The 21,880-nt window shown below is 66.2% G+C and carries 23 protein-coding genes; 8 read left to right on the top strand and 15 right to left on the bottom strand.

What is annotated here, in order from left to right:
- Window positions 1–68 precede the first annotated feature (68 nt).
- Window positions 69–476: a Co2+/Mg2+ efflux protein ApaG gene (gene apaG, locus O2K97_RS03620; RefSeq protein ID WP_017506618.1), complete on the bottom strand. Its 408-nt coding sequence runs from the start codon at window positions 474–476 to the stop codon at window positions 69–71.
- Between the two features lie 81 nt (window positions 477–557).
- On the opposite strand from apaG, the gene O2K97_RS03615 reads away from it, so the two are divergent.
- Entirely contained in the window at window positions 558–1,583 is a 1,026-nt protein-coding gene (locus O2K97_RS03615) for a 2'-deoxycytidine 5'-triphosphate deaminase (RefSeq protein WP_045810652.1), read from the top strand.
- Between the two features lie 163 nt (window positions 1,584–1,746).
- Here the strand turns inward: O2K97_RS03615 and O2K97_RS03610 are convergent, their stop codons facing one another.
- Together O2K97_RS03610 and O2K97_RS03605 are read right to left on the bottom strand one after the other, a co-directional pair.
- The gene (locus O2K97_RS03610) at window positions 1,747–2,922 is read right to left on the bottom strand and encodes an MFS transporter (RefSeq protein ID WP_419466104.1); all 1,176 of its coding nucleotides are present in this window, start codon (window positions 2,920–2,922) and stop codon (window positions 1,747–1,749) included.
- A gap of 134 nt (window positions 2,923–3,056) precedes the next feature.
- Window positions 3,057–3,533, bottom strand: a complete 477-nt coding sequence (locus tag O2K97_RS03605; protein ID WP_269220482.1) for a cupin domain-containing protein — start codon at window positions 3,531–3,533, stop codon at window positions 3,057–3,059.
- Window positions 3,534–3,575: 42 nt separating this feature from the next.
- Between O2K97_RS03605 and dapE the strand changes: the two genes are divergently transcribed.
- The gene (gene dapE / locus O2K97_RS03600; RefSeq protein WP_269220481.1) at window positions 3,576–4,811 is read left to right on the top strand and encodes a succinyl-diaminopimelate desuccinylase; all 1,236 of its coding nucleotides are present in this window, start codon (window positions 3,576–3,578) and stop codon (window positions 4,809–4,811) included.
- A 194-nt stretch (window positions 4,812–5,005) separates the two neighbouring features.
- Window positions 5,006–6,490, top strand: coding sequence for a hypothetical protein (locus O2K97_RS03595; protein ID WP_269220480.1), 1,485 nt, complete (start codon window positions 5,006–5,008; stop codon window positions 6,488–6,490).
- 42 nt (window positions 6,491–6,532) lie between these two features.
- On the opposite strand, the gene O2K97_RS03590 is transcribed toward O2K97_RS03595, so the two are convergent.
- The gene (locus tag O2K97_RS03590) at window positions 6,533–7,834 is read right to left on the bottom strand and encodes an amidohydrolase (protein ID WP_269220479.1); all 1,302 of its coding nucleotides are present in this window, start codon (window positions 7,832–7,834) and stop codon (window positions 6,533–6,535) included.
- Window positions 7,835–7,924: 90 nt separating this feature from the next.
- Here O2K97_RS03590 and O2K97_RS03585 point away from each other — a divergent pair, with 90 nt between their 5' ends.
- Together O2K97_RS03585 and O2K97_RS03580 are read left to right on the top strand one after the other, a co-directional pair.
- Entirely contained in the window at window positions 7,925–8,281 is a 357-nt protein-coding gene (locus O2K97_RS03585; protein WP_269220478.1) for a hypothetical protein, read from the top strand.
- A 46-nt stretch (window positions 8,282–8,327) separates the two neighbouring features.
- Complete coding sequence (locus O2K97_RS03580) at window positions 8,328–8,762, top strand: SRPBCC domain-containing protein (RefSeq protein ID WP_269220477.1); 435 nt, start codon at window positions 8,328–8,330, stop codon at window positions 8,760–8,762.
- Here the strand turns inward: O2K97_RS03580 and O2K97_RS03575 are convergent.
- The 9 genes from O2K97_RS03575 to O2K97_RS03535 all read right to left on the bottom strand — a co-directional run bounded on the left by O2K97_RS03575 (window position 8,759) and on the right by O2K97_RS03535 (window position 18,027).
- Complete coding sequence (locus tag O2K97_RS03575; protein ID WP_269220476.1) at window positions 8,759–9,739, bottom strand: type II secretion system F family protein; 981 nt, start codon at window positions 9,737–9,739, stop codon at window positions 8,759–8,761. The two genes, O2K97_RS03580 and O2K97_RS03575, sit on opposite strands and share 4 nt — an antisense overlap.
- Before the next feature lie 10 nt (window positions 9,740–9,749).
- Window positions 9,750–10,727 carry a type II secretion system F family protein gene (locus tag O2K97_RS03570; protein WP_112863392.1) on the bottom strand — a complete coding sequence of 326 codons (978 nt, stop codon included), beginning with the start codon at window positions 10,725–10,727 and terminating at the stop codon, window positions 9,750–9,752.
- Between the two features lie 6 nt (window positions 10,728–10,733).
- A complete protein-coding gene (locus O2K97_RS03565) occupies window positions 10,734–12,386 on the bottom strand; it encodes a CpaF family protein (RefSeq protein ID WP_269220475.1) in 1,653 nt (550 codons plus the stop codon).
- 3 nt (window positions 12,387–12,389) lie between these two features.
- Window positions 12,390–13,952 carry an AAA family ATPase gene (locus tag O2K97_RS03560; protein WP_269220474.1) on the bottom strand — a complete coding sequence of 521 codons (1,563 nt, stop codon included), beginning with the start codon at window positions 13,950–13,952 and terminating at the stop codon, window positions 12,390–12,392.
- Window positions 13,953–13,955: 3 nt separating this feature from the next.
- Complete coding sequence (locus O2K97_RS03555) at window positions 13,956–14,633, bottom strand: CpaD family pilus assembly protein (RefSeq protein WP_269220473.1); 678 nt, start codon at window positions 14,631–14,633, stop codon at window positions 13,956–13,958.
- 7 nt (window positions 14,634–14,640) lie between these two features.
- On the bottom strand, window positions 14,641–16,176 hold the full coding sequence (locus O2K97_RS03550) for a type II and III secretion system protein family protein (RefSeq protein WP_269220472.1): 1,536 nt from the start codon (window positions 16,174–16,176) through the stop codon (window positions 14,641–14,643).
- An 11-nt stretch (window positions 16,177–16,187) separates the two neighbouring features.
- On the bottom strand, window positions 16,188–17,105 hold the full coding sequence (cpaB, locus tag O2K97_RS03545) for a Flp pilus assembly protein CpaB (protein WP_205682412.1): 918 nt from the start codon (window positions 17,103–17,105) through the stop codon (window positions 16,188–16,190).
- 119 nt (window positions 17,106–17,224) lie between these two features.
- Window positions 17,225–17,743 (bottom strand): A24 family peptidase, encoded by a 519-nt coding sequence (locus O2K97_RS03540; protein WP_112863826.1) that lies wholly within the window; start codon window positions 17,741–17,743, stop codon window positions 17,225–17,227.
- A 107-nt stretch (window positions 17,744–17,850) separates the two neighbouring features.
- Window positions 17,851–18,027, bottom strand: a complete 177-nt coding sequence (locus O2K97_RS03535; RefSeq protein ID WP_017506154.1) for a Flp family type IVb pilin — start codon at window positions 18,025–18,027, stop codon at window positions 17,851–17,853.
- A gap of 237 nt (window positions 18,028–18,264) precedes the next feature.
- Between O2K97_RS03535 and O2K97_RS03530 the strand changes: the two genes are divergently transcribed.
- Genes O2K97_RS03530 through O2K97_RS03520 form a run of 3 tightly spaced genes read left to right on the top strand, consistent with a single transcriptional unit; the run spans window position 18,265 to window position 19,783 of the window.
- A complete protein-coding gene (locus tag O2K97_RS03530; RefSeq protein ID WP_269220471.1) occupies window positions 18,265–18,687 on the top strand; it encodes a pilus assembly protein N-terminal domain-containing protein in 423 nt (140 codons plus the stop codon).
- A gap of 9 nt (window positions 18,688–18,696) precedes the next feature.
- Window positions 18,697–19,242, top strand: coding sequence for a TadE/TadG family type IV pilus assembly protein (locus O2K97_RS03525; RefSeq protein ID WP_017506152.1), 546 nt, complete (start codon window positions 18,697–18,699; stop codon window positions 19,240–19,242).
- Complete coding sequence (locus O2K97_RS03520; protein ID WP_269220470.1) at window positions 19,232–19,783, top strand: TadE/TadG family type IV pilus assembly protein; 552 nt, start codon at window positions 19,232–19,234, stop codon at window positions 19,781–19,783. Before O2K97_RS03525 ends, O2K97_RS03520 begins: the two co-directional genes overlap by 11 nt.
- On the opposite strand, the gene O2K97_RS03515 is transcribed toward O2K97_RS03520, so the two are convergent.
- Both O2K97_RS03515 and O2K97_RS03510 read right to left on the bottom strand, forming a co-directional pair.
- The gene (locus O2K97_RS03515) at window positions 19,780–21,093 is read right to left on the bottom strand and encodes an anthranilate synthase component I family protein (RefSeq protein WP_269220469.1); all 1,314 of its coding nucleotides are present in this window, start codon (window positions 21,091–21,093) and stop codon (window positions 19,780–19,782) included. The two genes, O2K97_RS03520 and O2K97_RS03515, sit on opposite strands and share 4 nt — an antisense overlap.
- Window positions 21,090–21,869, bottom strand: coding sequence for a tyrosine-protein phosphatase (locus O2K97_RS03510; RefSeq protein WP_269220468.1), 780 nt, complete (start codon window positions 21,867–21,869; stop codon window positions 21,090–21,092). The genes O2K97_RS03515 and O2K97_RS03510 overlap by 4 nt, the downstream gene beginning before the upstream one ends.
- Between the last annotated feature and the right edge of the window lie 11 nt (window positions 21,870–21,880).

Genomic DNA, 21,880 nt, shown 5'->3' with positions numbered 1-21,880 from the left:
GCAAGCGGCCGGCGAGACTTCAGGGGCGGGGCTGCGGTTCATCCGGGTTGACGCAGCCCCATCCGCCCTCAGTTCAGTACCCGCCGCGCATCCGGCGTATCTAGCGAGAACGCGGGAATCTGCGCCTCGAAACTGCGCCCGTCAGCATCCGTCATATAATAGGCGCCGACCATCGAGCCGCTGTCGGTGCCCAGCGGACAGCCCGAGGCGTAGGCGTAGCTGCCGCCCGGCTCGATCACCGGCTGTTCGCCGACGACGCCGGGACCGCGCACCTCTTCGACATGGCCGTGGCCGTCGGTGATGGTCCAGCGACGCGCCATCAGCTGCACCGTCGAGCCCGTCAGGTTCACGATCTCGATCTGGTAGGCCCAGACCCAGCGGCCTTCGTCGGGATCCGACTGGCCCGCCAGATAGCTGGGCCGCACCCGGATCAGGATGCCGTTCGTCTCGGCGGTATAGGCAGGACCATCGTGCATGGGCTATATGCTCGCCCCGCCGCGCGCGGGCTGCAAGCGCGACTTGGAGACAAGTCGTGAAAACCGTGTGAGACAGACGCCATGAGCTCCTTCCAAGCGCCCCGTCCCGGCATCCTGCCCGCCCAGTCCATCGAGACGTTGATCGCCGCCGGCGCCGTCACGTCCGACACGCCCTTCGACCACGACCAGGTCCAGCCGGCCAGCCTGGACCTGCGGCTGTCGGATCAGGCCTGGCGCGTGCGCGCCTCCTTCCTGCCCGGCCGGCGCAAGGTCGAGGACCGCATCGCCGACGTGGCCATGCACGCCATCGAGATCACCGAGGCGGGCGTCGTGCTGGAAAAGGGCTGCGTCTATATCGTGCGCCTTCAGGAGCGGCTGAAACTGCCGAAAGGGTTGATCGCCCGCGCCAATCCGAAAAGCTCGACCGGCCGCGTTGATGTCTTCGTGCGTCTGCTGACGGATCAGGGCGCCAGCTTCGATGACGTCGCCGAAGGCTATGACGGCCCCCTCTATATGGAAGTCGCGCCCCAGACCTTCTCCATCCTGGTCCGTCCCGGCACGCGCCTGAACCAGTTGCGGCTCAAGGCCGGCGATCCGCCCAAGCTGGAGACCCGCTCGGTCGGCGTCGATCTGCAGGGCGGCGACATCGTCGGCTTCCGCGGGCGTCGCCATGCGGGCGTGGTCGATCTGGACCACATCGACGGCCACGATCCGCGCGACTTCTGGGAGCCGCTGAGCCTGCGCCGTGGCGAACTGCTGCTGGATCCGGGCGAGTTCTACATCCTGGCCTCGTCCGACGACGTCGAAATCCCGGTCGATCAGGCCGCCGAAATGACTCCCATCGATCCGTCGGTCGGCGAATTCCGCGTCCACTACGCCGGCTTCTTCGACCCCGGCTTCGGCACCGACGAGGCGCATGGCGCGGGCTCGAAAGGCGTGTTGGAAGTCCGCACCCACGACACGCCGTTCCTGCTGGAACACGGCCAGATCGTCGCCCGCCTGGTGTACGAGCCCCTGACCGAACGCCCCAGCCGTCTGTATGGCGAAAGCGGCAGCCACTATCAGAACCAGGGCCTGAAGCTGTCGAAGCATTTCAAGGCGTGGTGAGGCAGTCCTGACCGTCTCCTCCCCATCTGATGGGGAGGTGGCTCGTAGCGCAGCGGAGAGACGGAGGGGCTTTTCACCGCATCGCTAGAGCCTGCGGGACGTCAAGAGCCCCTCCACCGCTGCGCGGTCCCCCTCCCCACTTTGTGGGGAGGAGACGCGATCGTCACGTCAGGTTGTCCGCCTTCCTTAGCCCCGGGAACATCGTCGCCCAGGCCCCGGTCGCGGCCAGGGCGCCGAAGCCGCCGAACACCGCCGCGCCGACCGCGCCCAGCAGCCGGACCATGACGCCGGAATAGGCCTCGCCCAGTTCGTTCGAGGCGCCGATGAACAGCATGGACACCGAGGACACCCGCCCGCGCATGTGATCGGGCGTGGCCAGCTGGATCAGGGTCTGGCGCACATTGACGCTGATCATGTCCGCCGCCCCGCCGATGAACAGCGCCAGGCCCGACAGCCAGACGATGCGCGACAGGCCGAAGGTGATGGTGCACAGGCCGAACACCGCCACCGCCGCGAACATCCAGCGCCCGCCGTTCTGGCGGATCGGATAGCGGCTCAGATAGATGGCCATGACCATGGCCCCCACGCCGAACGAGGCCCGCAACAGACCGAACCCTTGCGGCCCGACATGCAGGATGTCGCGCGCGAAGATGGGCGTCAGCAGGGCCACGCCCGCCAGCAGCACCACGACCAGATCCAGCGAAATGGCGCCCAGCACGATCTTGGTCTTCCACACATAGGCCAGCCCCTCCTTGACCGAATCCACCGGCGAAAGCGGATTGACCTGGGGCGCCGGCTTGCCGCTGGTGCGGATCAGGATGAAGGCGGCGACGGCCAGCAGGAACATGCCGAGCGACACCGCATAGGCCAGGGGCACGTTGATCCCCACGATCACCCCGCCCAGGGCCGGGCCGGCGATGGCGCCGGTCTGAAACGCGATGGACTGGGCCGCGATGGCCGGCGGCAGGGCCTTGCGCCCCACCACCATCGGCAGGAAGGCCTGGCTGGCCGGCGCCAGGAACGCCCGCGCCGCGCCGAACAAGGCCGCGACCGCCAACAGACCCCACAGCGGCGGGTTTCCATGCAGGGCCATGGCCAGAAACGACCCCGCGCAGGCCGCCTCGACCAGGATCGAGATCCACACCGTGCGCTTGCGGTCGCGCCGATCCGCCATCGCCCCAGCCGGCAGGGTGAAGGCCAGCAGAGGCAGGAACTGACACAGCCCCACCAGCCCCAGATACAGGCTGGCCTCCTCGATCGGATGATCGCGCCGGGCGATCTCATAGACCTGCCACAACAGGGCCGACGACTGGATCTGGATCGCCAGCACCGCCACCACGCGGCCGAACCACAACAGGCGGAAGTCGCGAATGCCCCACGGGCTGGACGGGCCTTCTGGCCCTCCAGATGACGGAGACGGCGAAACGGGCGGGGCGGCGGGGCCGGCGGGGCCGGTGTCGATGGATTCTGTGGTCACGTTCTTCTTGGGTATTTCGGATAGGGCGAGCCGTCGCGGTGGAAATAGCCGTCGACGCCGGCGTGCAGCACCATGTCGATGTCGGGATAGTCGGCGGGGGTGATTGTCGGGCTGCGCGTGCCGACTTCCAGCAGAACCGCCTCGCGGCCGGATCGGTTCTCCAGCTTATGGCCGTTCGGCACGCCGGCCTTGAACCCGGCGCAGTTGCCGGCGCGCAGGATCGTCTCGCCATCGTCCTCGATCAGCACCACTTCGCCCTCGACCACCATGACGAACTCGTCTTCTTCGGCGTGCCAGTGGCGCTGGCTGGACCAGGCGCCGTCGGGCAGGCGCAGCAGGTTGACGCCGAACTGGCTCAGCCCCGCCGCATCGCCCAGCCGCCAGCGGCGACGCGGGTTGCACGGGCCGGCGTATTCCTCGGGATAGGTGGTGCCGAAGCTGGTCGGCGCGCTGTCGATGTCGATCTTGGGCATGGCTCTTCTCGCCTCCGCACGATGGTCCTAAAGCATAGCCGCATGAGCCGCGCATCAACTCCCGTTATCGATCCTGTCGAACTGACCCGCGACCTGATCCGCATTCCCTCCGTCACGCCCGCCGACGAAGGGGCGATGGATGTGCTGGAACGGCACCTGACGGCGCTGGGCTTCACCTGCCGCCGCCTGGCCTTCGAGGGACCGGGCGGCGAGGGCGTCCATGCGCGGATCGAGAACCTGTACGCCCGGCGCGGGACTGCCTCGCCCAACCTCTGTTTCGCCGGCCACACGGACGTGGTCCCGACCGGTCCGTCGGACCAGTGGTCTTCCCAACCCTTCAACGCCGAGGTCAGGGACGGCGTCCTGTACGGCCGCGGTGCGGTGGACATGAAGGGCGGGATCGCCGCCTGGGTCGCCGCCGTGTCCCAGGTGCTGGCGGACGGTGAACCCACCGGCTCCCTCTCCTTCCTGATCACCGGCGACGAGGAAGGTCCGGCGCTGCACGGCACCAAGCGCGTGGTCGAAGCGCTGGCCGCCGAGGGCGAGGTCATCGACGCCTGCGTCGTCGGCGAACCTTCGTCGTCTCAGCAGCTAGGCGACATGATCAAGGTCGGGCGGCGCGGCTCGCTGAACACCTGGATCACCGTCCACGGCAAGCAAGGCCACGTCGCCTATCCCGAGCGCGCCGCCAACCCGGCCCCGGTGATCGCGAAGCTGATGGCCCGCCTGAACGATCACGTTCTGGATGAAGGCTATCCTTCTTTTGACGCTAGCGTCCCGCTCGCGGAGCGGGACTGCTTGAGCGTGGCCTTTCCCCCGTCGAACCTCGAAATCACCACCATCGACATCGGCAATCCGGCGACCAACATCATCCCGGCCCAGGCGACGGCGCGGCTGAACATCCGCTTCAACCCAAGCCATACGGGCGATGCTTTGATCGACTGGCTGAACCGCGAGGCCGGGGCCATGCAGGCCGAGACCGGGCTGCAGATCACCCTGGACCACCTGTGTTCCGGCGAGGCCTTCCGGACCGAGCCCGGCGTCTTCGTCGCGGCGGTTCAGGACGCGGTCGAGGCCGTCGCCGGCCGCCGCCCCGAGGCCTCCACCACCGGCGGCACCTCCGACGCCCGCTTCATCCGCGCCCTGTGCCCGGTGCTGGAACTGGGCCTGGTCGGCCAGACCATGCACCAGATCGACGAACGGGTGCCGGTGGCGGAGCTGGAGACCCTGACGGCGGTCTATCGCCGGGTGATCGAGACGGTGTTAGAGCGGTTGTGACGCCGGGGGAAATAGACTCAATCCTGAATAAGTCTTTGACGTGCGCCATGAGCTAGCGCTGGCGCGTTTAGTGCGAGCAGAAATGATGTTCCACCTGTCTTTCGCCTCCATCGTCGTTCGACGCCGCCGAATAGGTTGGCAAGGTGTACCTGACGGAGGTAGCATTTCGGAGTCGACGCTCACATAACAAGCGCATGAAGCGGTTTGACGAAATAGAGCAAAAGCACGGAAGTTCCCCGGTTGTAACCGACGAACAAGCGTATGCTGGAAGCGGAACCCTCATCTTAAACAAGGCCAAGTCTGAGGCCGTAATCCAGTCAGACCAATCACTTCTGGGGCATGCGGACGATGCCGGGTGGTTTGAACTCCGGCTTAAGGGTCCAAATGGTCGTGCGATCCTCTTGCACAACGCCCTGATTAAAAGCTCAACTCGGCATCACTCTCATACTGGGCAGAGCTACGAGGAACACATTTACCCAAATGCCGTGGTGTTAGGGGCAGATGGGCTAGTGAACGGAAACCAGGTAGAATCAATCGCCTTTACGATGCGAGATCTCAGCCTCTTCTTTCATTACCAGCACGTTGAATCGCATTTTCTCCTAGATACGCCAAAAGATTTGTTAGCAGCCCTTCGACGCCTGCGATCTAAAGAGGGCAGACCATACGATCTCTTCAAGCCACGTGAAATTTTCGTCGTCCATCAGTTCCCAAAGGTATTCAAGTTCAAGGCAGATCGACACCAGTACGAAATATTCATTGGCTCAACGCAATCCGGCATTGGATGGAAGAAAATTGACTTCCAGACCGACCCTATCGCCAGCATTATTTTTGATAAGCCGGTCGGTATCGACGAAGCGATAGATGCCGCCTGGCAATGGAAACGTTTCTTTGGGCTGGTGGCTCTTCGGCCACTTCCTTGGACCTCCCTTTCAGCAAGATCGGGAAGCGGTCGCAAAATGCGCGAAGCAGAATTCTATCTCCCTAACCACGAAGATGATCCGCTTGATATGCGCCAGCCCTTTTCACTTTGGCTTGGCAATGTGCCTCTAAATCGATGGGCAGAGCGTCGGACGCTCGCCGATGTGATGCGGCGGTGGATTGAAAAGGAAAATGAGCGGCGGCGATTCAGAAGCTCCATAGAAAATGTCGCTAAACACATGCGCCAGCGAAGCTCGCTCGACGACATCGTGACTCTGTGTGCTGGCATAGAGAGTTTAACAGAACTGAAGGGGAAGCCAGCGCTGTCGGCTAGCCAAGCCAAGCTGATTGCTGAAGGGGCAATCGCCGCCGCCAAGGCTAACGACATTTCCATTGAGGACGCGCGGATCAAAGGGGTCATCGGAGGCCTTCAAAACCAGAGCCTGGGTCAAAGACTTAAAATCCTCTTCGAAGGCCTTTCCTCAGTCGTAACACCCGCACAGGCGAAGATACTTACGTCAGCAGTGTTGGAACTCAGGCAGATAGCGGCGCACGGCGTCTCGCCTGGAGAAGACGTAATGCCAAAAGCCACTCCAGCAATTGAAGGCCTCGCCAGTGCCTGCGCTCTTTACGACCTTGTGACCTGCGGCATGCCAACAAAAACTGCTTCGGAGCAAAACGTCGGGCTACTCAGCCACCTCACATCTTCGATTTTCCAGTTGGAGCAAATCAAAGATCACAAAGCACTTGGCTCGAATTAGCAGCGAGTGCGGCTGCGCAGCTCAAGCCCAATCGTGCCCCCCCTAACTCCGCTCCAAGAACCGCAGCGCGGTCAGGACGTGCGTCTTCACCCCCAGCGGCAAGACCTTCTCGTTCGGCGAAAACTCTGGCGAATGGTTCGGGGCGGACTGGGACGGGTCCACCCCGTCGGGACTGGCGCCCAGGTGGTAGAAGACGCCGGGGATGGCCTGCTGGAAATAGCTGAAGTCCTCGGCCACCGTAGTCGGGGGCGTGGCGGGGTTGACGTTGCCTTCGCCCGCCGCCTCGGTCAGGACCGGGGCCAGCCAGGCGGACAGGCCGGGGTCGTTGAACACCAGGGCCGCGTTCTGTTTGACGCCGAACTCGGCGGTGGCGCCGTACGCTTCGGCGACGTGATCAATCGCGGTCTCGGCGCGGGCGACCAGGGCGTCGCGCTGGGCCGTATCGAAGGTGCGCAGCGTGCCTGACAGCGTCGCGCTGTCGGGGATGATGTTGTAGCGGACGCCGGCGTTGATCGTGGCGATGGTGAAGACGGTCGGGGTGGTGGTCGGATCGACCGTGCGCGCCGTCAGGGTGTTGACCGTCTCGACCACCTGGCCCGCCACCGCGATCACATCGACCCCGCGCCAGGGCCAGGCGCCGTGCGTCTGCTTGCCCTTCAGGCGGATATCCACGCGGTCGGAGGCGGCCATGAACCCTTCCGGCCGATAGAAGACGCTGCCCGGACGTCCCGGCACGACGTGCAGGCCAAAGATGGCCTGGGGCTTGGGATCGTTCAGCGCCCCTTCGGCGATCATCAGGGCCGCGCCGCCCTTGGGTTCGCCCGGAGGCGCGCCCTCTTCCGCCGGCTGAAAGACGAAGACCACCGTGCCGGCGATCCGGTCCTTCATCCCCGCCAGCACCTCGGCCGCGCCCATCAGCATGGCCATATGCATATCGTGGCCGCAGGCGTGGGCCACCGGAACCGTATTGCCCATATAGGTCCCGGTGGCGGTGGAGGCGAAGGCCAGGCCCGTCGCCTCCTGCACCGGCAGGGCGTCCATGTCGGCGCGCAGGGCCACCGTCCGGCCCGGCCGTGCGCCGCGCAGCACGCCGATCACCCCGGTCTTGCCGACCCCGGTGCGCACCTCCAACCCCAGCGATCGCAGATGGTCGGCGATCACGCCGGCCGAGCGAGTCTCGGCGAAGCCCAGTTCGGGATGCTGGTGGAAGTCGCGCCGCCACGCGACGACCTCGGGCATGACGCGCTGCACGGCGGCGTCCACGCTGGCCGTATCGACCTGAGCCTGAGCGGCGCCGGCGGCAAGCAGCAGCGCCAGTGTGGAGGCGGCGAACAATCGGCGCATGTGAAGGTCCCGTGAAATTTTCAGCCCGACGAAAGGTGACGGCGCCGCACCCGCTTGTGCAAGCCGTCGCGAACGCCGATTTCTGTCCGCATGGGTGAGAAGGCCTTCAAGAGCGCAAAGACCGAATGGCGCGACGTCGTTCTGGTCTGCCGCAAATGTTCGAAAAAGCTGGACGGCGGCTTCGGCCCCGGCGGCGACCTGACGCTGAAGAAGGCGTTGCGAAAATACCTGCACCTGAAGAAGGGCAAACAGGGTCGCAAGGGCGAGCTGACAGTCGTCGGCGCCGACTGTTTCGACATCTGTCCCAAGGGCGCCGTCGTCGCCGTCAACACGGCCCAGCCCAAGAAGCTGCTGATCGTTCCGGCCGGCGCCGACCTGTTGGAGGTCAAGACGCGGCTGGGGCTGGACGACGGACGACGATTGAAGCGGATCGACGGGGCCGCCTGAGCCTCGGCGCCTTTCTTCCGGCGGCCAGCCGTGTCAGAGCGAAATCATGGATGACACTCGCATCGAAAAACGCGTCGGCGTTCAGGCGACCTCGGACCGCATCTGGGATCTGGTCGCGGACCTGTCCGGCTGGGGGGCCTGGAACCCGATCGACAAGGACGTCGAGGGCGCCATCGCCTATGGCGGCCGGCTGAGCATGACCGAGGCCTGGCCGGACATGGCCGAACGCCAGTCGGCGGCCCAGGTGGTGGAGTGGCAGCCGCGCGCGCGTCTGGTCTGGGCCGAACGGCGCGGCTTTCTGTTCCAGAGCCTGCGCTACATCCAGATCGAGGAGCTGGCGCCCGGCAACTGCATCGTCGCCATCGGCATCCGCTTTTCCGGCATTCGCGGCGAGCTGTTCCACGACAAGCACCGTCCGGCGATGAAGAAGGCGCTGGAAAGCGCCGCCGAGGGTCTGAAGGCGACGGCTGAGCGCGCCTAACGCCCGTCTTTCATCATGTCGATGACGTTCAGGATCGCGGGCCCCAGGATGACGATGAACAGGACCGGCAGGAAGAACAGGATCATCGGCACGGTCAGTTTGGCCGGCAGGGCCGCCGCCTTCTTCTCGGCGGCGGACATCCGCAGATCGCGGTTTTCCTTGGCCATGACGCGCAAGGCGGTGGCCAGCGGCGTGCCATAGGTTTCGGCCTGCGTCATGGCGGTCGCGACCGACTTCACGCCCGGATGGTTGGTGCGCTTGCCCAGATTCTCATAGGCCACGCGACGGTCCGGCAGATAGCTGAGTTCGGCCGACAGCAGCGACAGTTCCTCGGCCAGATCGATCGACGACGGCCCCATTTCCTGGCTCACCTTGGTGATCGCCGCCTCGATGGACATGCCCGCTTCGACGCAGATCAGCAGAAGGTCCAGCGCGTCGGGAAAGGCCTGCATAATCGAGGCGCGACGCTTGTCGATCCGGTTCTTCAGATACAGGTTCGGCGCATAGAATCCGGCGACGGCCGCCGTCATGGTCGCCGTCACCTTGTTCATCGTGGGCCAGTCCACGACCTTGAGGACGAACAGATAGAAGGCCGCCACGATCATGAAGATGAAGGGCGAGGCGAAGCGGAAGAAGTAGAAGGTCGTCAGCGGACGCGGCCCGCGATAGCCGGCCTGCACCATCTGGCCCGCAACCTTGGGATCTTCCAGCAGCTTGGTCAGGTTCAGCCGGTCCACGATCCGCTTCTTGAACCCGTCGTCGGTGTGACGCAGCGCCCCCTGCCCTGCGGCCATGCTGGCGCGCGAGCGGCGTTTCAGATCGTCGCGGCGTTCGGCGACCGCCTTCATCCGCTTGTCCAGCTTCACCCCGCCGGTCATCGACGACAGCAGGGTCATGATGGTCGCGAAGACCAGCACGCCCACGCCGATGCTCAGCAGGTTCTGGGGGTCGGTGATGAAGCGGATAAAGCCTTCCATGGTCCCGGCCTCAGAACTTGAACGAGATCATGCGCTTCATGACGAAGATGCCGGTCGCCATCAGGCAGACCGCGATCAACAGCAGGAAGTTGCCGCGGAAGTCGGTGAACAGCGGCATCATGTAGGACGGGGTCGTGAACATGACCATCGTCATGACCGCAGGCGGCAGGGAAGCGATGATGCCGGCCGAGGCCAGGGCTTCGGACGACAGGGCCTTGATCTTCTCGCCCATCATTCGCCGGGCGCGCAGCACGGTCGACAGGTTGCCCAGCGCCTCGGCCAGGTTTCCGCCCGTCTTTTGCTGGATGGCGATGACGATGGTGAAGAAGCGCAGTTCGGACGTCGGCATCCGGCCGTACATCTTCTCCAGCGCCTGCTCCAGGGTCAGCCCCACCCCCAGACCCTCGACCAGCCTCTGGAACTCCGGGCCCAGAGGCGCCGGGCTTTCGCGGGCGATGATCTTGAAACACTCGTGGACCGGCAGGCCCGACTTGATGCCGCGCACGATGACGTCGACGGCGTTGGGGAACTCCAGTGAGAACTTCTTCATCCGCGACTTGCCGAGGAAGCCCACGACCCAGCGCGGCAGCCCCAGACCGAAGATCAGCGCGATCCCCAAGACGACGAGGATCGGCAGGCCGAACACAAGGGCGCCCAGCCCGGTCACAACCCCGACCACGGCCGAGACGATGTAGAAGGTGCGCACGCTCAGGCTCAGGCCCGCCTGTTTCAGGCGCGACGACAGGGTGGTGCGCGCCTTGCGCTCGCGCCGGTCCGCGTCCTGAAGCTGGAGAAGGATCTGTTTGCGCCGCGCCTCCGGCGTATTGGCGGCGGCGGCCTTGCGGGCGAGCGCAGGGTTCTTCTTGCCCTCGCCCAGACTCTGGGCGCGCTTGACGGCCTGGGCCGAGGAGTCGTCACCACCGACAAAGACCCAGCCGAGCCCGCCGATGGTGATGAAGGCCAGAACGGCGGCGAGGATCGGCAGCATCGCGCCCTACTCCGCCGCGTCCAGGGCGTCGGCCAATTCGCGCTCCAGCCCGTAGTATCGGGCGCGGTCCCAGAAGCGGGGCCGGGCGATGCCGGTCGAGCGGTGACGGCCGATGATCTTGCCGTTCTCGTCCTCGCCGGTGATGTCGTAGACGAATAGGTCCTGCGTCACGATCACATCGCCTTCCAGGCCCACGACCTCGGTGATGTGGGTGATGCGGCGCGAGCCGTCGCGCAGGCGAGCGGCCTGGATGATGACATCGACCGAGCCGACGATCATCTCGCGGATCGTCTTGGACGGCAGGCCGTAGCCGCCCATGGTGATCATGGACTCCATCCGGCTGATGGCTTCACGCGGGGAGTTGGCGTGCAGCGTGCCCATCGAGCCGTCGTGGCCCGTGTTCATGGCCTGCAACAGGTCGAACGCCTCGGGTCCGCGCACCTCGCCGACGATGATCCGCTCGGGACGCATCCGCAGGCAGTTCTTGACCAGATCCCGCATCGTGATTGTGCCTTGGCCTTCCAGGTTCGGCGGGCGGGTTTCCAGGCGGACCACGTGCGGCTGCTGCAGTTGCAGCTCGGCGGCGTCCTCGCAGGTGATGACCCGCTCGGTCGGGTCGATGAAGGCCGTCAGGGTGTTCAGCAGGGTCGTCTTGCCCGAGCCGGTGCCGCCCGAGATGACCAGATTGCATCGCGAGGCGCCGATGACGCCGAGCACGCGCGCGCCCTCGGGACTGATGGAGGCGTACTCCACCAGATTCTTCATCGTCAGCTTGTCTTTCTTGAACTTCCGGATCGTCAGCGTCGGGCCGTCGATGGCCAGCGGCGGAGCGATGACGTTGACGCGTGAGCCGTCCGGCAGACGGGCGTCGCAGATGGGGCTGCTTTCGTCCACGCGCCGGCCGACCTGGCTCACGATCCGCTGGCAGATATTCATCAGCTGGGTGTTGTCGCGGAAGCGGACATTGGTCAGCTGGACCTTGCCCGCGACCTCGATGAAGACCCGGCCTGCGCCATTGACCATGATGTCGGCGATGTCGTCGCGGCTCAACAGCGGCTCCAGCGGACCATAGCCCAGGACGTCGTTGACGATGTCCTGAACCAGATGCTCCTGCTCGGCGACCGACATGGAGACGTTCTTGATCGCCACCAGTTCGGCGACGATGTCGCGTATCTCTTCCGACGCCGCCTTCTGGTCCAGATGCGCCAGCTGGGCCAGGTCGATGGTGTTCATCAAGGCGTTGAAGATCGTCGTCTTCGTGGCGTGATAGTAGTCGCTCTGTTCCCGGACGATCTCGGCGACCGCCTGGGCCTTCTTCAGCTGTTCAAGACCCGCCGTGGCCTTGGGTCCGGCTCCGGCGACGTTGCCGGTCGGGCGCGGAGCCTCCGGCGCGGGCTTGGGTCGCGAGGCCAGGGCGTCCAGCCGATCCACCGGCGCGGGCTGAGCCGGCGCAGACGCGCGGTCGAAGGCGTCAGCCGCCAGTTCCAGGTCTTCGTCGGCATAGGCATAGGCCGGCGCCTTGGCCGCCTTCGCCATCGCAGGGGCCGCCGCCTCCATACTGAACGCCGACACAGGTTCGCCGGCTGCGGGCGGCGGGGTCGGGGCCGGACGCAAAGGCGCGGGCGCGGCGCCGGGCTGACCTGTGCGTTTGCCGAACATCCGTCAGCGCTTCCTGAACATATTGGCGAACAGGGATTTCGACGCCCCATCCGCCGGCTTGGCCTTCTCCGCCTTGCCGGCCTTGCCCGGCTTGGCCTTGGGTCCCGCCACCATCGGCAGTTCGCGCCGCGAGACGATCTGGGCCAGGGTCTGGAAGGCCTCGGCCGACTTGGTCTTCGCGCCGGCGTCCAGGATCATCTGGCCGTTGTTGGCGGCGGCGCCAAAGGTCTTGGCGTCGAACGGAATGATCAGGCTGGGATGCACGCCAAGCGCAGCGCCGAAGTCCTTGGCCGGAATCTCGGGACGACCTGGCACCCCGACCTGGTTCAGCACCAGGCGCGGCGGCGCGTCATTGGGGCGGCCCTGACGGATCAGATCGATCATGTTCTTGGCGTTGCGCAGGGACGCCAGATCCGGCGTCGCCACGACCACCACCTCATCGGCGCTGATCAGGGTGCGGCGCATCCACGGCGACCACAGATGCGGAAGGTCCAGCACGACGAAGGGCGCCGTGGCGCGGATCTGGTTGGTGACCTCTTCGAACGCCTCGGTCGAGATGTCCCAGTCCGTATCCAGGCTGGCGGGCGCCGCAAACAGGCTCAGCTTGTCGGTGCAGCGGACCATCATCCGGTCCAGCAGCGTCGAATCCAGCCGCTCGGGCTGGCCCAGGGCGTCGGCGACGCCGCTCAGCGGGTCCTGATTGAAATCCAGACCCGCCGTACCGAACGGCAGGTCGTAGTCGACAATCACCGTATTGGCGCCGATCCGCTCGGAAATCGCATAGGCGGTGTTGTGTGCAACGGCCGAGGCCCCGGCCCCGCCCCGCGCGCCGACGAAGGCGATGGTGCGACCGACGAAGGGCTGGGCCGGATCGTTGAACAGACCGCCGATGGCTGCGATCAGTTGCAGCGGCTGCAAGGGCGCGACCAGATATTCGCTGACCCCGCGCCGCATCAGTTCGCGGAACAGGATGATGTCGTTGGTCGCCCCCACCACAATGACCTTGGTGCCGGCGTCGCAGACCTCGGCCAGCTGGTCGACCTCCCACAGCAGGGTCTGGGGGTCTTTCAGGCATTCGACGATGATCAGCGGCGGCGTCGGCTCATGCTGATAGGTCTCGACGGCCGCAGCGACGCCGCCGATGCGGATCTGGGTCGTGGCGCGCGACAGTCGGCGATCCTGGGCCGCGCGCTCGGCCGAGGCCAGGGTGTCCTGGCGTTCGGCGAAGACGTGGATGGCGATGCGCGGCACCGACACTTCGCCGATGTTGCTGGCCGGGGCCAGGCCGGTGAAAGCCAGACCCGTCTCCACCAGGCTGGCCTGTGCCTGGGCCACCACGTCGCCGACCGGATTGAAGCCCGCGGCTTCGGGTGCATAGGCGGGCGCGGCCGGAACCGGCGCCAGCGGTGCGGGTGGGGCAGTCGGCGACGGCTCCGCCGGCGGTGCAGTGAACTGAAGCGGCGAGCGCGGGGCGACCATCTCGTCGATCGGCGCAGCGAACTCCATGTCGACATCGAACGCGTCGTCGAAGGTGTCGAAGTCGCGAGGGGCGGGGGCGGTGCTCATGGGTCAGTTCACCGCGCGCGACACGGCGGTTTCCCGGATCAGCCTTTCGGCTTCCGCCGATGTCGGCTTGCCGCCGCGATAGAGATCGAGCACCACGGTGCGGCGCCCGGCGTCAGCGGGCGTCATCGGGCGCGGCCTTTGAATGTCGCGCGGGTCCTCGATCTGGGCGGCGAGATTGGCGGTGACCGCGCAGCCGAAGTTGGAGGCCGACTGGTTGTCGCCGGTGCGGCTCAGATTGCCCCAGGTCGTTCCACATCGCGGCACGGCGGCGCGGATCGTCTGATAGCCGACCACGACCGGCGCGCGCGGGTCAGGCGCCGCATAGCTGACCAAGGTGATGCGCTCCGGCGCGACCCCGTAGGCCGCCAGGGCCGATTTGATGTCATAGGCGGTTTTCAGAGCGACGGGGTCGTCTCCGGCCGGGGCCTCGATGACCATCGGCACAGCGTCGACGTAGCGATAGCGCCCGACCAGCGCCTGCAACGCCCCGTTCTGCGCGGGCGACAAGCCGGTGTCGTGCACAGCCAGGGCGATGCGATCCAGATCGGGCTCGACCTGAAGCTGATAGCGCGAGGTCGGCGTCAGCGGCGGCTCTCCGCCCAGGCTGGCGGGACCCCCGACGCAGGCGCCCAGCGCCAAGGCCGTGGTCGTCAGAAGCGTGGCAATCAGGGTGCGAGTCATGATGCGCTCACTCGATCACATAGCCGACCGAACCGGCCGGGGGCGCGTTCGGCAACCCGTAGACCTGGTTCAACTGGCCAAAGAGGATGGTCTGGCTGTCCTCGGCGATCCGCAGGCCATCGGCCGGCGTCTGCATCCGCGACGGCGAGGTCGGGCTGACGATATAGGGCTCGACGATGACAACCAGCTCGGTCTCGCCCATCAGATAGTCGCGTGAGCGGAACAGCTGGCCCAGCACCGGCAGATTGGTCACGCCGGGCAGCGAGTCGATCGCCTGTCGGCTGTTTTGCTGCAGCAGGCCTGCGATCATCATCGATCCTCCCGAGGGGATTTCGATAGTGTTCTCGCTGCGGCGAACCGTCAGGCCGGGCAGGGTAATCGACGAAGCCGTGCCCGCACCGATCGTCAGGCCGCCCTGCGACGTCAGTTCGGACACCTCGACCTTGACCTGCAGGCTGATGCGACCGCCCGACAGCACGACCGGACGGAAGGCCAGGCCCACGCCATAGGGCTTATACTGAACGGTGATCTGCCCCATCGCGTCGCGGCTGGCCGGAACGGGGAATTCGCCTCCCGCCAGGAAGCTGGCCGCTTCGCCGTTGACAGAGGTCAGGTTTGGCTCGGCCAAGGTCCGCAGCAGACCGACGCGCTCGAAGGCCTTCAACATGGCCTCGCCCTTGTTCAACCCATCAGAACCAGGGCCGGTGCCGGGCTGCGCGGTGTCCCAGTTCGGGGAGTCCTGGGGCCCGTTGACCGTAAACGGGCACAATGCGCCGGGCTGCCAGCCCGGCCCCACGCACGGCCGCTCCATCTGGTAGTTCTTCGTCGTGTCGATGCCTGTCCCTGCGCTGATCCCGCCCAGCAGGGCGCTGTTGACACCCCAGGTCGCGGCATTGCCCAGCATCCATTGGGCGTCGCCCAACCGCCCGACGACCGCTGACGTATCGAAGCCTAGCTGTTTGATAACGTTGCGCTGCACCTCGACCACGCGGACCTTCAGGGTCACCTGGTCGGAGCCCGGCACGGTGATCAGGTTCAGAACCTTGTCCGGCGCCGAGACGAAGGCCGCGGCGATGCGGCTGGCCTGGGTCGATTGCGCCGGATTCTCGGCGACCCCGCTCAGGATGATGCTGTCGTTGACGGCCTCGGCCTTGACGCCGCCGCCGGGGATCATGCGGTCGAGTGTATCCTGAAGCGCGCTGGTGCCCGCATCCACCCGCACCCGAAGGCTCAGGATCGTGCGACCGGCTCCGTCCAGAAACACGGCGTCGGTTTCCCCCGGCGCGATGCCGATGACGGTGATGCGGCGCGGCGAATGCAGCATGGCCTCGGCCACCTGCGGATTGGAGACGATGACGTCGCGCGCATCGGCGGGCAGGTCGACGGCGAAGGAGGTTCCGCGCGGCAGATTGATCAGGCGCTGCGCCGCCCCCGTGGAAACGGCGGCTCTCGTCTGGGCGACGCCGACGGGCGCGGCGGTCAGGGTGGCGAGCAGGGCGCAGGCGGCGGCGACGGCGGCCTTGCGCATCATGGGTCGACGCATCGGTTCAGCTCTCATGGCACGGCCACCACTTCGGGCGCGCCGCCGCGATAGATGCGCACGGCCTTGGGTTGGGACACGGCCGCAACGGGGCGGCGCGTGGCGCCGGACGGCCCTGCGGTATCGGCATAGGAGCGCAGGGACAGGGACAACTCGCCCTCTGACTTGGCCTGGGCCAGCAAGACGGAATCCTGCGGTCGGACTTCAAGCGTCGCAGTCGCGCCGACCACGGCCTGGGCGTCGTCGCCGACGCGGGTCGCCTGGTCGATGGCCAGGACCTTGATGTTTTGCAGCACGACGCCCGAGGCGAACTTGGACCTGGTCGCGCCCTCGACGGCGCCGTTGCGGCTGGTTTCGGCGGTCAGCACCACGTCGACCCGATCGCCCGGCAGGATGAACCCGCCGGCTGCGGATTCCACCGTGACGGCGATGGCCATCGCCCGCATGCCCGGCTCCAGATAGGCGGCCAGATAACCGCTGTCGCCGGCGCGCACGATCTTGCGCGACACGATCGGCTCACCGGCCAGAATGGGTTCGCGGACCACCGAGCCGATATAGTCGGACTTGGCGCCGGTGGTGGCCAGTTCCGTAGCCGCCTTGGCGACACGGGCGACGGCGTCGGTCGCCTTCTCGGTCGCATTTTCCGCGACAGGCTTTGCCGGGACCGGCGTCGTGCCGTCGGTAATGAAGATCGGATTGACCTCGTCCACCGGCCAGTCTTTCCAGGCAAGGTCAGCCTCAACCAGACGCTTGCCGGGTTCCAGATCCTTGGCGGCGACCAGCACCTTCGCCATGGGCCGGACTTCGACCGGCGCGGCGGCGGCGGGTGCGGCCGGCTCGTTCGACGACGATCCCATGGCGCGGACCACCAGGGCCAGGCCAATGGCCGAGACGGCGGCGATGCAGATGACGACGATGCGGGCGGGCTTCATCCAGGATGTCTCCAGCGGGCGCTCTGTTTCGGATTCATCCCCCGACGCCTACCGTTAACGATCATGGGCCCTGCGGGTTAACGCTTCCTAAGCGCCCCGAAAGCCGGTCAATTCAGGCTTCAGCGACCCGACGCGAAGGTCAGCAGCAAGCCGCTCTCTGGCAGCGCCAGCAGGGCGCCGATGGCGATGGCGACGCCATAAGGGATATCCCCCTTGGGCTGCATCAGATTGATGACCCACCCTTGAGACACCGACGGGGCGACCATCGGAAAATACTGACGCGCCGTCATCAGCAGCAGGCAGAAGGCGCCGCCGGCCAGGCCGGTCCAGATCAGGAACGGCGCCAGCCCGCTGACGCCCATCCAAAGACAGCTGGCCGCCAGCAGCTTGGCGTCGCCTCCGCCGATCCAGCCGGCGGCAAACATGCCCATCCCGACCAGCAAGGCCGCGAAGCCGACCCCGGAGTGGATGGCGACATCCATCGGCGCCGCCCCGACCAGAAAGGCGATGGGGAAGAAGGCCCCGACCAAGGCCAGAGAGATCCAGTTCGGGATCTTCATGGTGATGAGGTCGTGCAGCCCCCCGACGATCACCAGGGCGGGAAACACGCCAAGCAGAATGAGCAGCAGAATGTCCATGACGCCGATCATGGCTGATAGGACTTAAGGTTGGGTTGCCGCCATGCGAAAAGGGCCGGGACTTGCGTCCCGGCCCTTCCGACAGATTGGGAGATCTGTCGCGCGTCTTAGGCGTTAGCGGCCTTCAGCGAGTTCTCGACCTTCGTGAAGGTGGCCTTCAGCTGGCCGCTCATGGTGCCGAGCACGGTGATCAGGGCGACGGCGATCAGAGCAGCGATCAGGCCGTATTCGATGGCGGTGGCGCCCGATTCGTCTTTGGCGAAGCGCGAGATGAACTTGGTCATGGGTAGGTCCTTTTTCAAATGGTCTAGCGAGCAACTTGGCGGGGGGAGCCGGTAGCCCGCTTGACCCCCAAACGCAGGATCAAAATGCCAGACCCCCGTTAAATCAGAGCTACGAGGTTTGGTTACGGCTCGATTTACCAAAGAAAATTTCCATTCCGGCGCTTCAGTCTTTGTTGAGGATCACGGCGCCATCATGCGCGCGTCCGCGTCTGCACGCGCCACTATCAAGAGCCGTCGATGTCTCGCATCTCGTCCCTTCTGCTCTCTGCGGCCCTTCTCGCCGCGCCACTGGCCGCCCCCTTGACCGCGAACGCCCAGGACGGCGCGCTCAACGTCGAGATCGACCGCTCCGCGCGCGTTCAACTTCGGGGGGCCGCCGCTTCCATCATCGTCGGCAATCCTCAGATCGCCGACGTCTCGCTGGTCGACGCCAACACCATGTTCATCGTCGGCAAGGGCTATGGCGTGACCGAAGTGGTCGCGGTTGACGGCGTGGGCCGCACCCTGTTTCAGCGCGAAGTGGTGGTGACCGGCGGCTCGACCGGCTCGGTTCGGGTCTGGCGCGGCGCCCAGGCCACCGAAATGGCTTGTGGTGTTTCCTGCACGCCCAGCGTCCGATCCTCGTCCTCATCGGCGGCCCCCGCGCCTACCGCGCCCTGATCGCGGGTGATGGCTTTCTGGAGATCGTCGAAGTCACGGACCGCGCGCTCCAAACGACGGCGCGAAGGCGCGGCGGCCGTGGAGTTCGCCATGGTCGCCATTCCCTTCTTCCTGATGATCTTCTCGATCCTGGAGCTGGGGGTCGTCTTCATCCTGGATTCCGTTTTGGAAACGGCGACCATGGAAAGCGGCCGCCTCATCCGCACGGGGCAGGCGGACGCAAGGCGTTTCGACAAGGCGGCGTTCAAGACGGAACTGTGCAATCGCATGATCCTGTTCAAGAACGACTGCACCAGCCGCGCGACCGTCGATGTGCGGGTGATCCCGGCCTTCTCGCGACCGGACACGACCGACCCAGTCGCAAACGGCGCCATCGACGACACCAAGACCATCTATGACGGCGGAAAGCCCGGAAACATCATCCTGGTGCGCGTCTGGTACGTGCACCCCCTGGCGACACCCTTCGTCAGCCAGGCCGTGTCGCGCGTCGGCGTCGGAAAGGTGCTGCTGACCACGGCGACGGCTTTCCAGAACGAGCCCTGGAATGCGTCCTAAGCCCCTCGAACGTCACGTCTGGAAGCGGCTGGCGCGCGATACGCGTGGCGTCGCCGCCATCGAATTCGCCTTCCTGGCGCCGGTCCTGATCGTGATGTATTTCGCCATGGTCGAATACTGTCAGGCCTATATGGCCTTGAAGCGCACCGATCACGTCGCGGCCATGGTCGCTGACCTGACCTCTCAGAACGACAAGTTCGTCAAGAGCCAGATCGAGGACGTTTTCGCGATCGGCGACGTCATCATGTCCCCCTTCGCCACCACCACCCTGACGCAGAGGGTCAGCAGCGTCACCCGCGTCAACGCCACCACCTATCGGGTGGACTGGAGCATCGGGAAAGGCATCGCAAGCAAGCTCACGGTAGCGGAAGCCAAGGTGCCCGACGACATGTTGGCCGAAGGGGAGTCGGTCATCATCGCCGAGGCCAACTACGACTTCGACTCGCCCTTCGATCAGATCGCGCCCGCCGCCACGCGGTTCAAGCGCATGGCTTATCTTCGTCCCCGCACGACAGATTTGATCGTCTGTTCCGATTGCTAGGCTGACGGCCCAACCAGCGCCTGCCGCAGCGCCGAGATCTTCGCGTCCGTTTCGGCCTCCTCGGCGGCCGGATCGCTGTCCGCGACGATGCCGGCGCCGGCCAGGGTGCGGTAACGCCAGACGTCGTGTGTCAGCTCAAAACCGGCCGTGCGGATAAGGACGGAAGCCATCATCGCGCCGTCATCGCCGATCAGGAACAGCGACCCGCACCAAGGACCGCGCGGCGCCTCGTGCGCCGCGATCACCTTCATCGCCTGATGCTTCGGCGCGCCGGTGATCGATCCCGGCGGAAAGGTCGCCTCCAGCAGCTCGGCCGGGCCGACGCCGGGCCGCGCCGTCGAGGTGACGGTGGAGACCAGATGATGCACCGTGGGATGGCGTTCGACTTCGAAAAGTGCCTCGACCTTGACCGACCCGGGCTGCGACACGCGGGCCAGGTCGTTACGCATCAGGTCCACGATCATCAGGTTCTCGGCGCGATCCTTGGCGCTGACGCTCAGTTCGTCCGCCATAGCCGCATCCTGTTGCGGCTCGTCTGCACGCGGTCGGGTGCCCTTGATCGGGCGGGCCTCGATGCGGCGGCTGGCGGGATCGAAGGCGAGGAACAGTTCGGGCGAGTTCGACACCAGCGCCCGATCACCGATCCGCCAATAGGCCCCGAACGGCGACGACCGCTCTTTTTGCAGCCGCAGGAAGACCTCGAACGGATCGCGGCCGAGCCTCAGCACGCCGGACCAGGCTCGGGCGATATTGGCCTGAAACAGCTCCCCCGCCGCGATGCGCTCCACCACATCCGCGACCGCATCGCGATAGGCGCTCGCCGGCGCCTCGGCCTCGAACCGGTCGGCCGGCGCGGAGGGGGTCACGACCGGTGCGGCTGTCGCCAGCCAGGTCAGAGCCCGCTCGGCCGCCGCCGTCGCCTTCTCCGCCGTCGCGCCTCGCCCTGTGGCGCACACTGAGCGCCGTTGATGATCGAAGCTCAGCATGGCGGGATAGCGCGCCAGCATCAGATCGGGCCAGACCGTCTCGCGCTGTCCGGTGGCCGGCCGGGCGCCTGCGTCATAGGCCGCCAGACCGACGACGCCCGCGGCAAACACCGGATCCCGCAGCGCCTGAAACGGCGCGGCGTCAGCCACCGGGCCGACCCGCACAACGTCTGGCGCCTGGGCGACATGGCTCCAGCGACCGCCCGGCCCGCCGTCCGACAGCAGGGCCAAGGCGCCGTCGCCGCCGCCCAGACCCGCCGCCACCGCGACCGGATCGACCCATGGCGCGTCGCGCGCGACGGTGTGGCTGAAAACCTCGCTCACGCGGTCAGCCGCTCCACGATCCGGTCCCGCCGCGCCGCATCGACGCCCAGCGCCTCCTTCAGATAGGCGTCCACCGATCCGTGCCGCGCCTCGACCTCGGCGAAGGCGGCTTCCAGATAGGCGGCCTCAACCCCTAAGAAGGCCACGATCGCATCGTCCGACGCGACCCGACCCGTCATCTTGTGCAGCTGTCTGGCGATGCCGGGCGCCCGACCCGCCAGATCGACGGCGGTATTGGTCAGCAGATAGTCCCCGACCATGTCGTGGCGCGACACGCCCAGCAGATGGTGGGTCAGGGCGGCGAGAAAACCCGTCCGATCCTTCCCCGCCGCGCAATGGATCACCACCGGCCGATCTTGATCCGCCAGGGCCTGAAAATAGCGGCCGAACACGTCCTGATGCGACGGGTCGAACGGCAGGGCGCGATAGGTCTGGGTCATGAAGCGCCGCCCGGAGTCCGGCGTCAGGTCGGCGGTCTTCAGAAAGGTGATGTGCGGCGCCTCGGCGCCGTCATCCACGCCGCCTTCGATGACCTGCCCGCTGAAGCCTTCAGGCCGACGCGACGGCTGGTCGCGGCGCTCGCCGGGTCGGCGCAGATCGACCACGGTCCCGATGTCCAGCGCCTTCAGCCGCTCCAGATCGGCCTCGCTGGCGCGGGCGTGGTGGGCCGAACGCAGCAGACGGCCGGGCTTCACGCGCCGCCCGGCCGCCGTGGCGTAGTCGCCATAGTCCCGAAAGTTGTCGATGGCCTCGAAGGCGTGATGGCGGTCGGTCATGACCGCGTTTC

This window comes from Brevundimonas vesicularis (assembly GCF_027105095.1).
Lineage (GTDB): Bacteria > Pseudomonadota > Alphaproteobacteria > Caulobacterales > Caulobacteraceae > Brevundimonas > Brevundimonas vesicularis_E.
Note: the sequence above shows the minus strand (reverse complement) of the source record. Positions and strands in the feature narration are given on the sequence as shown.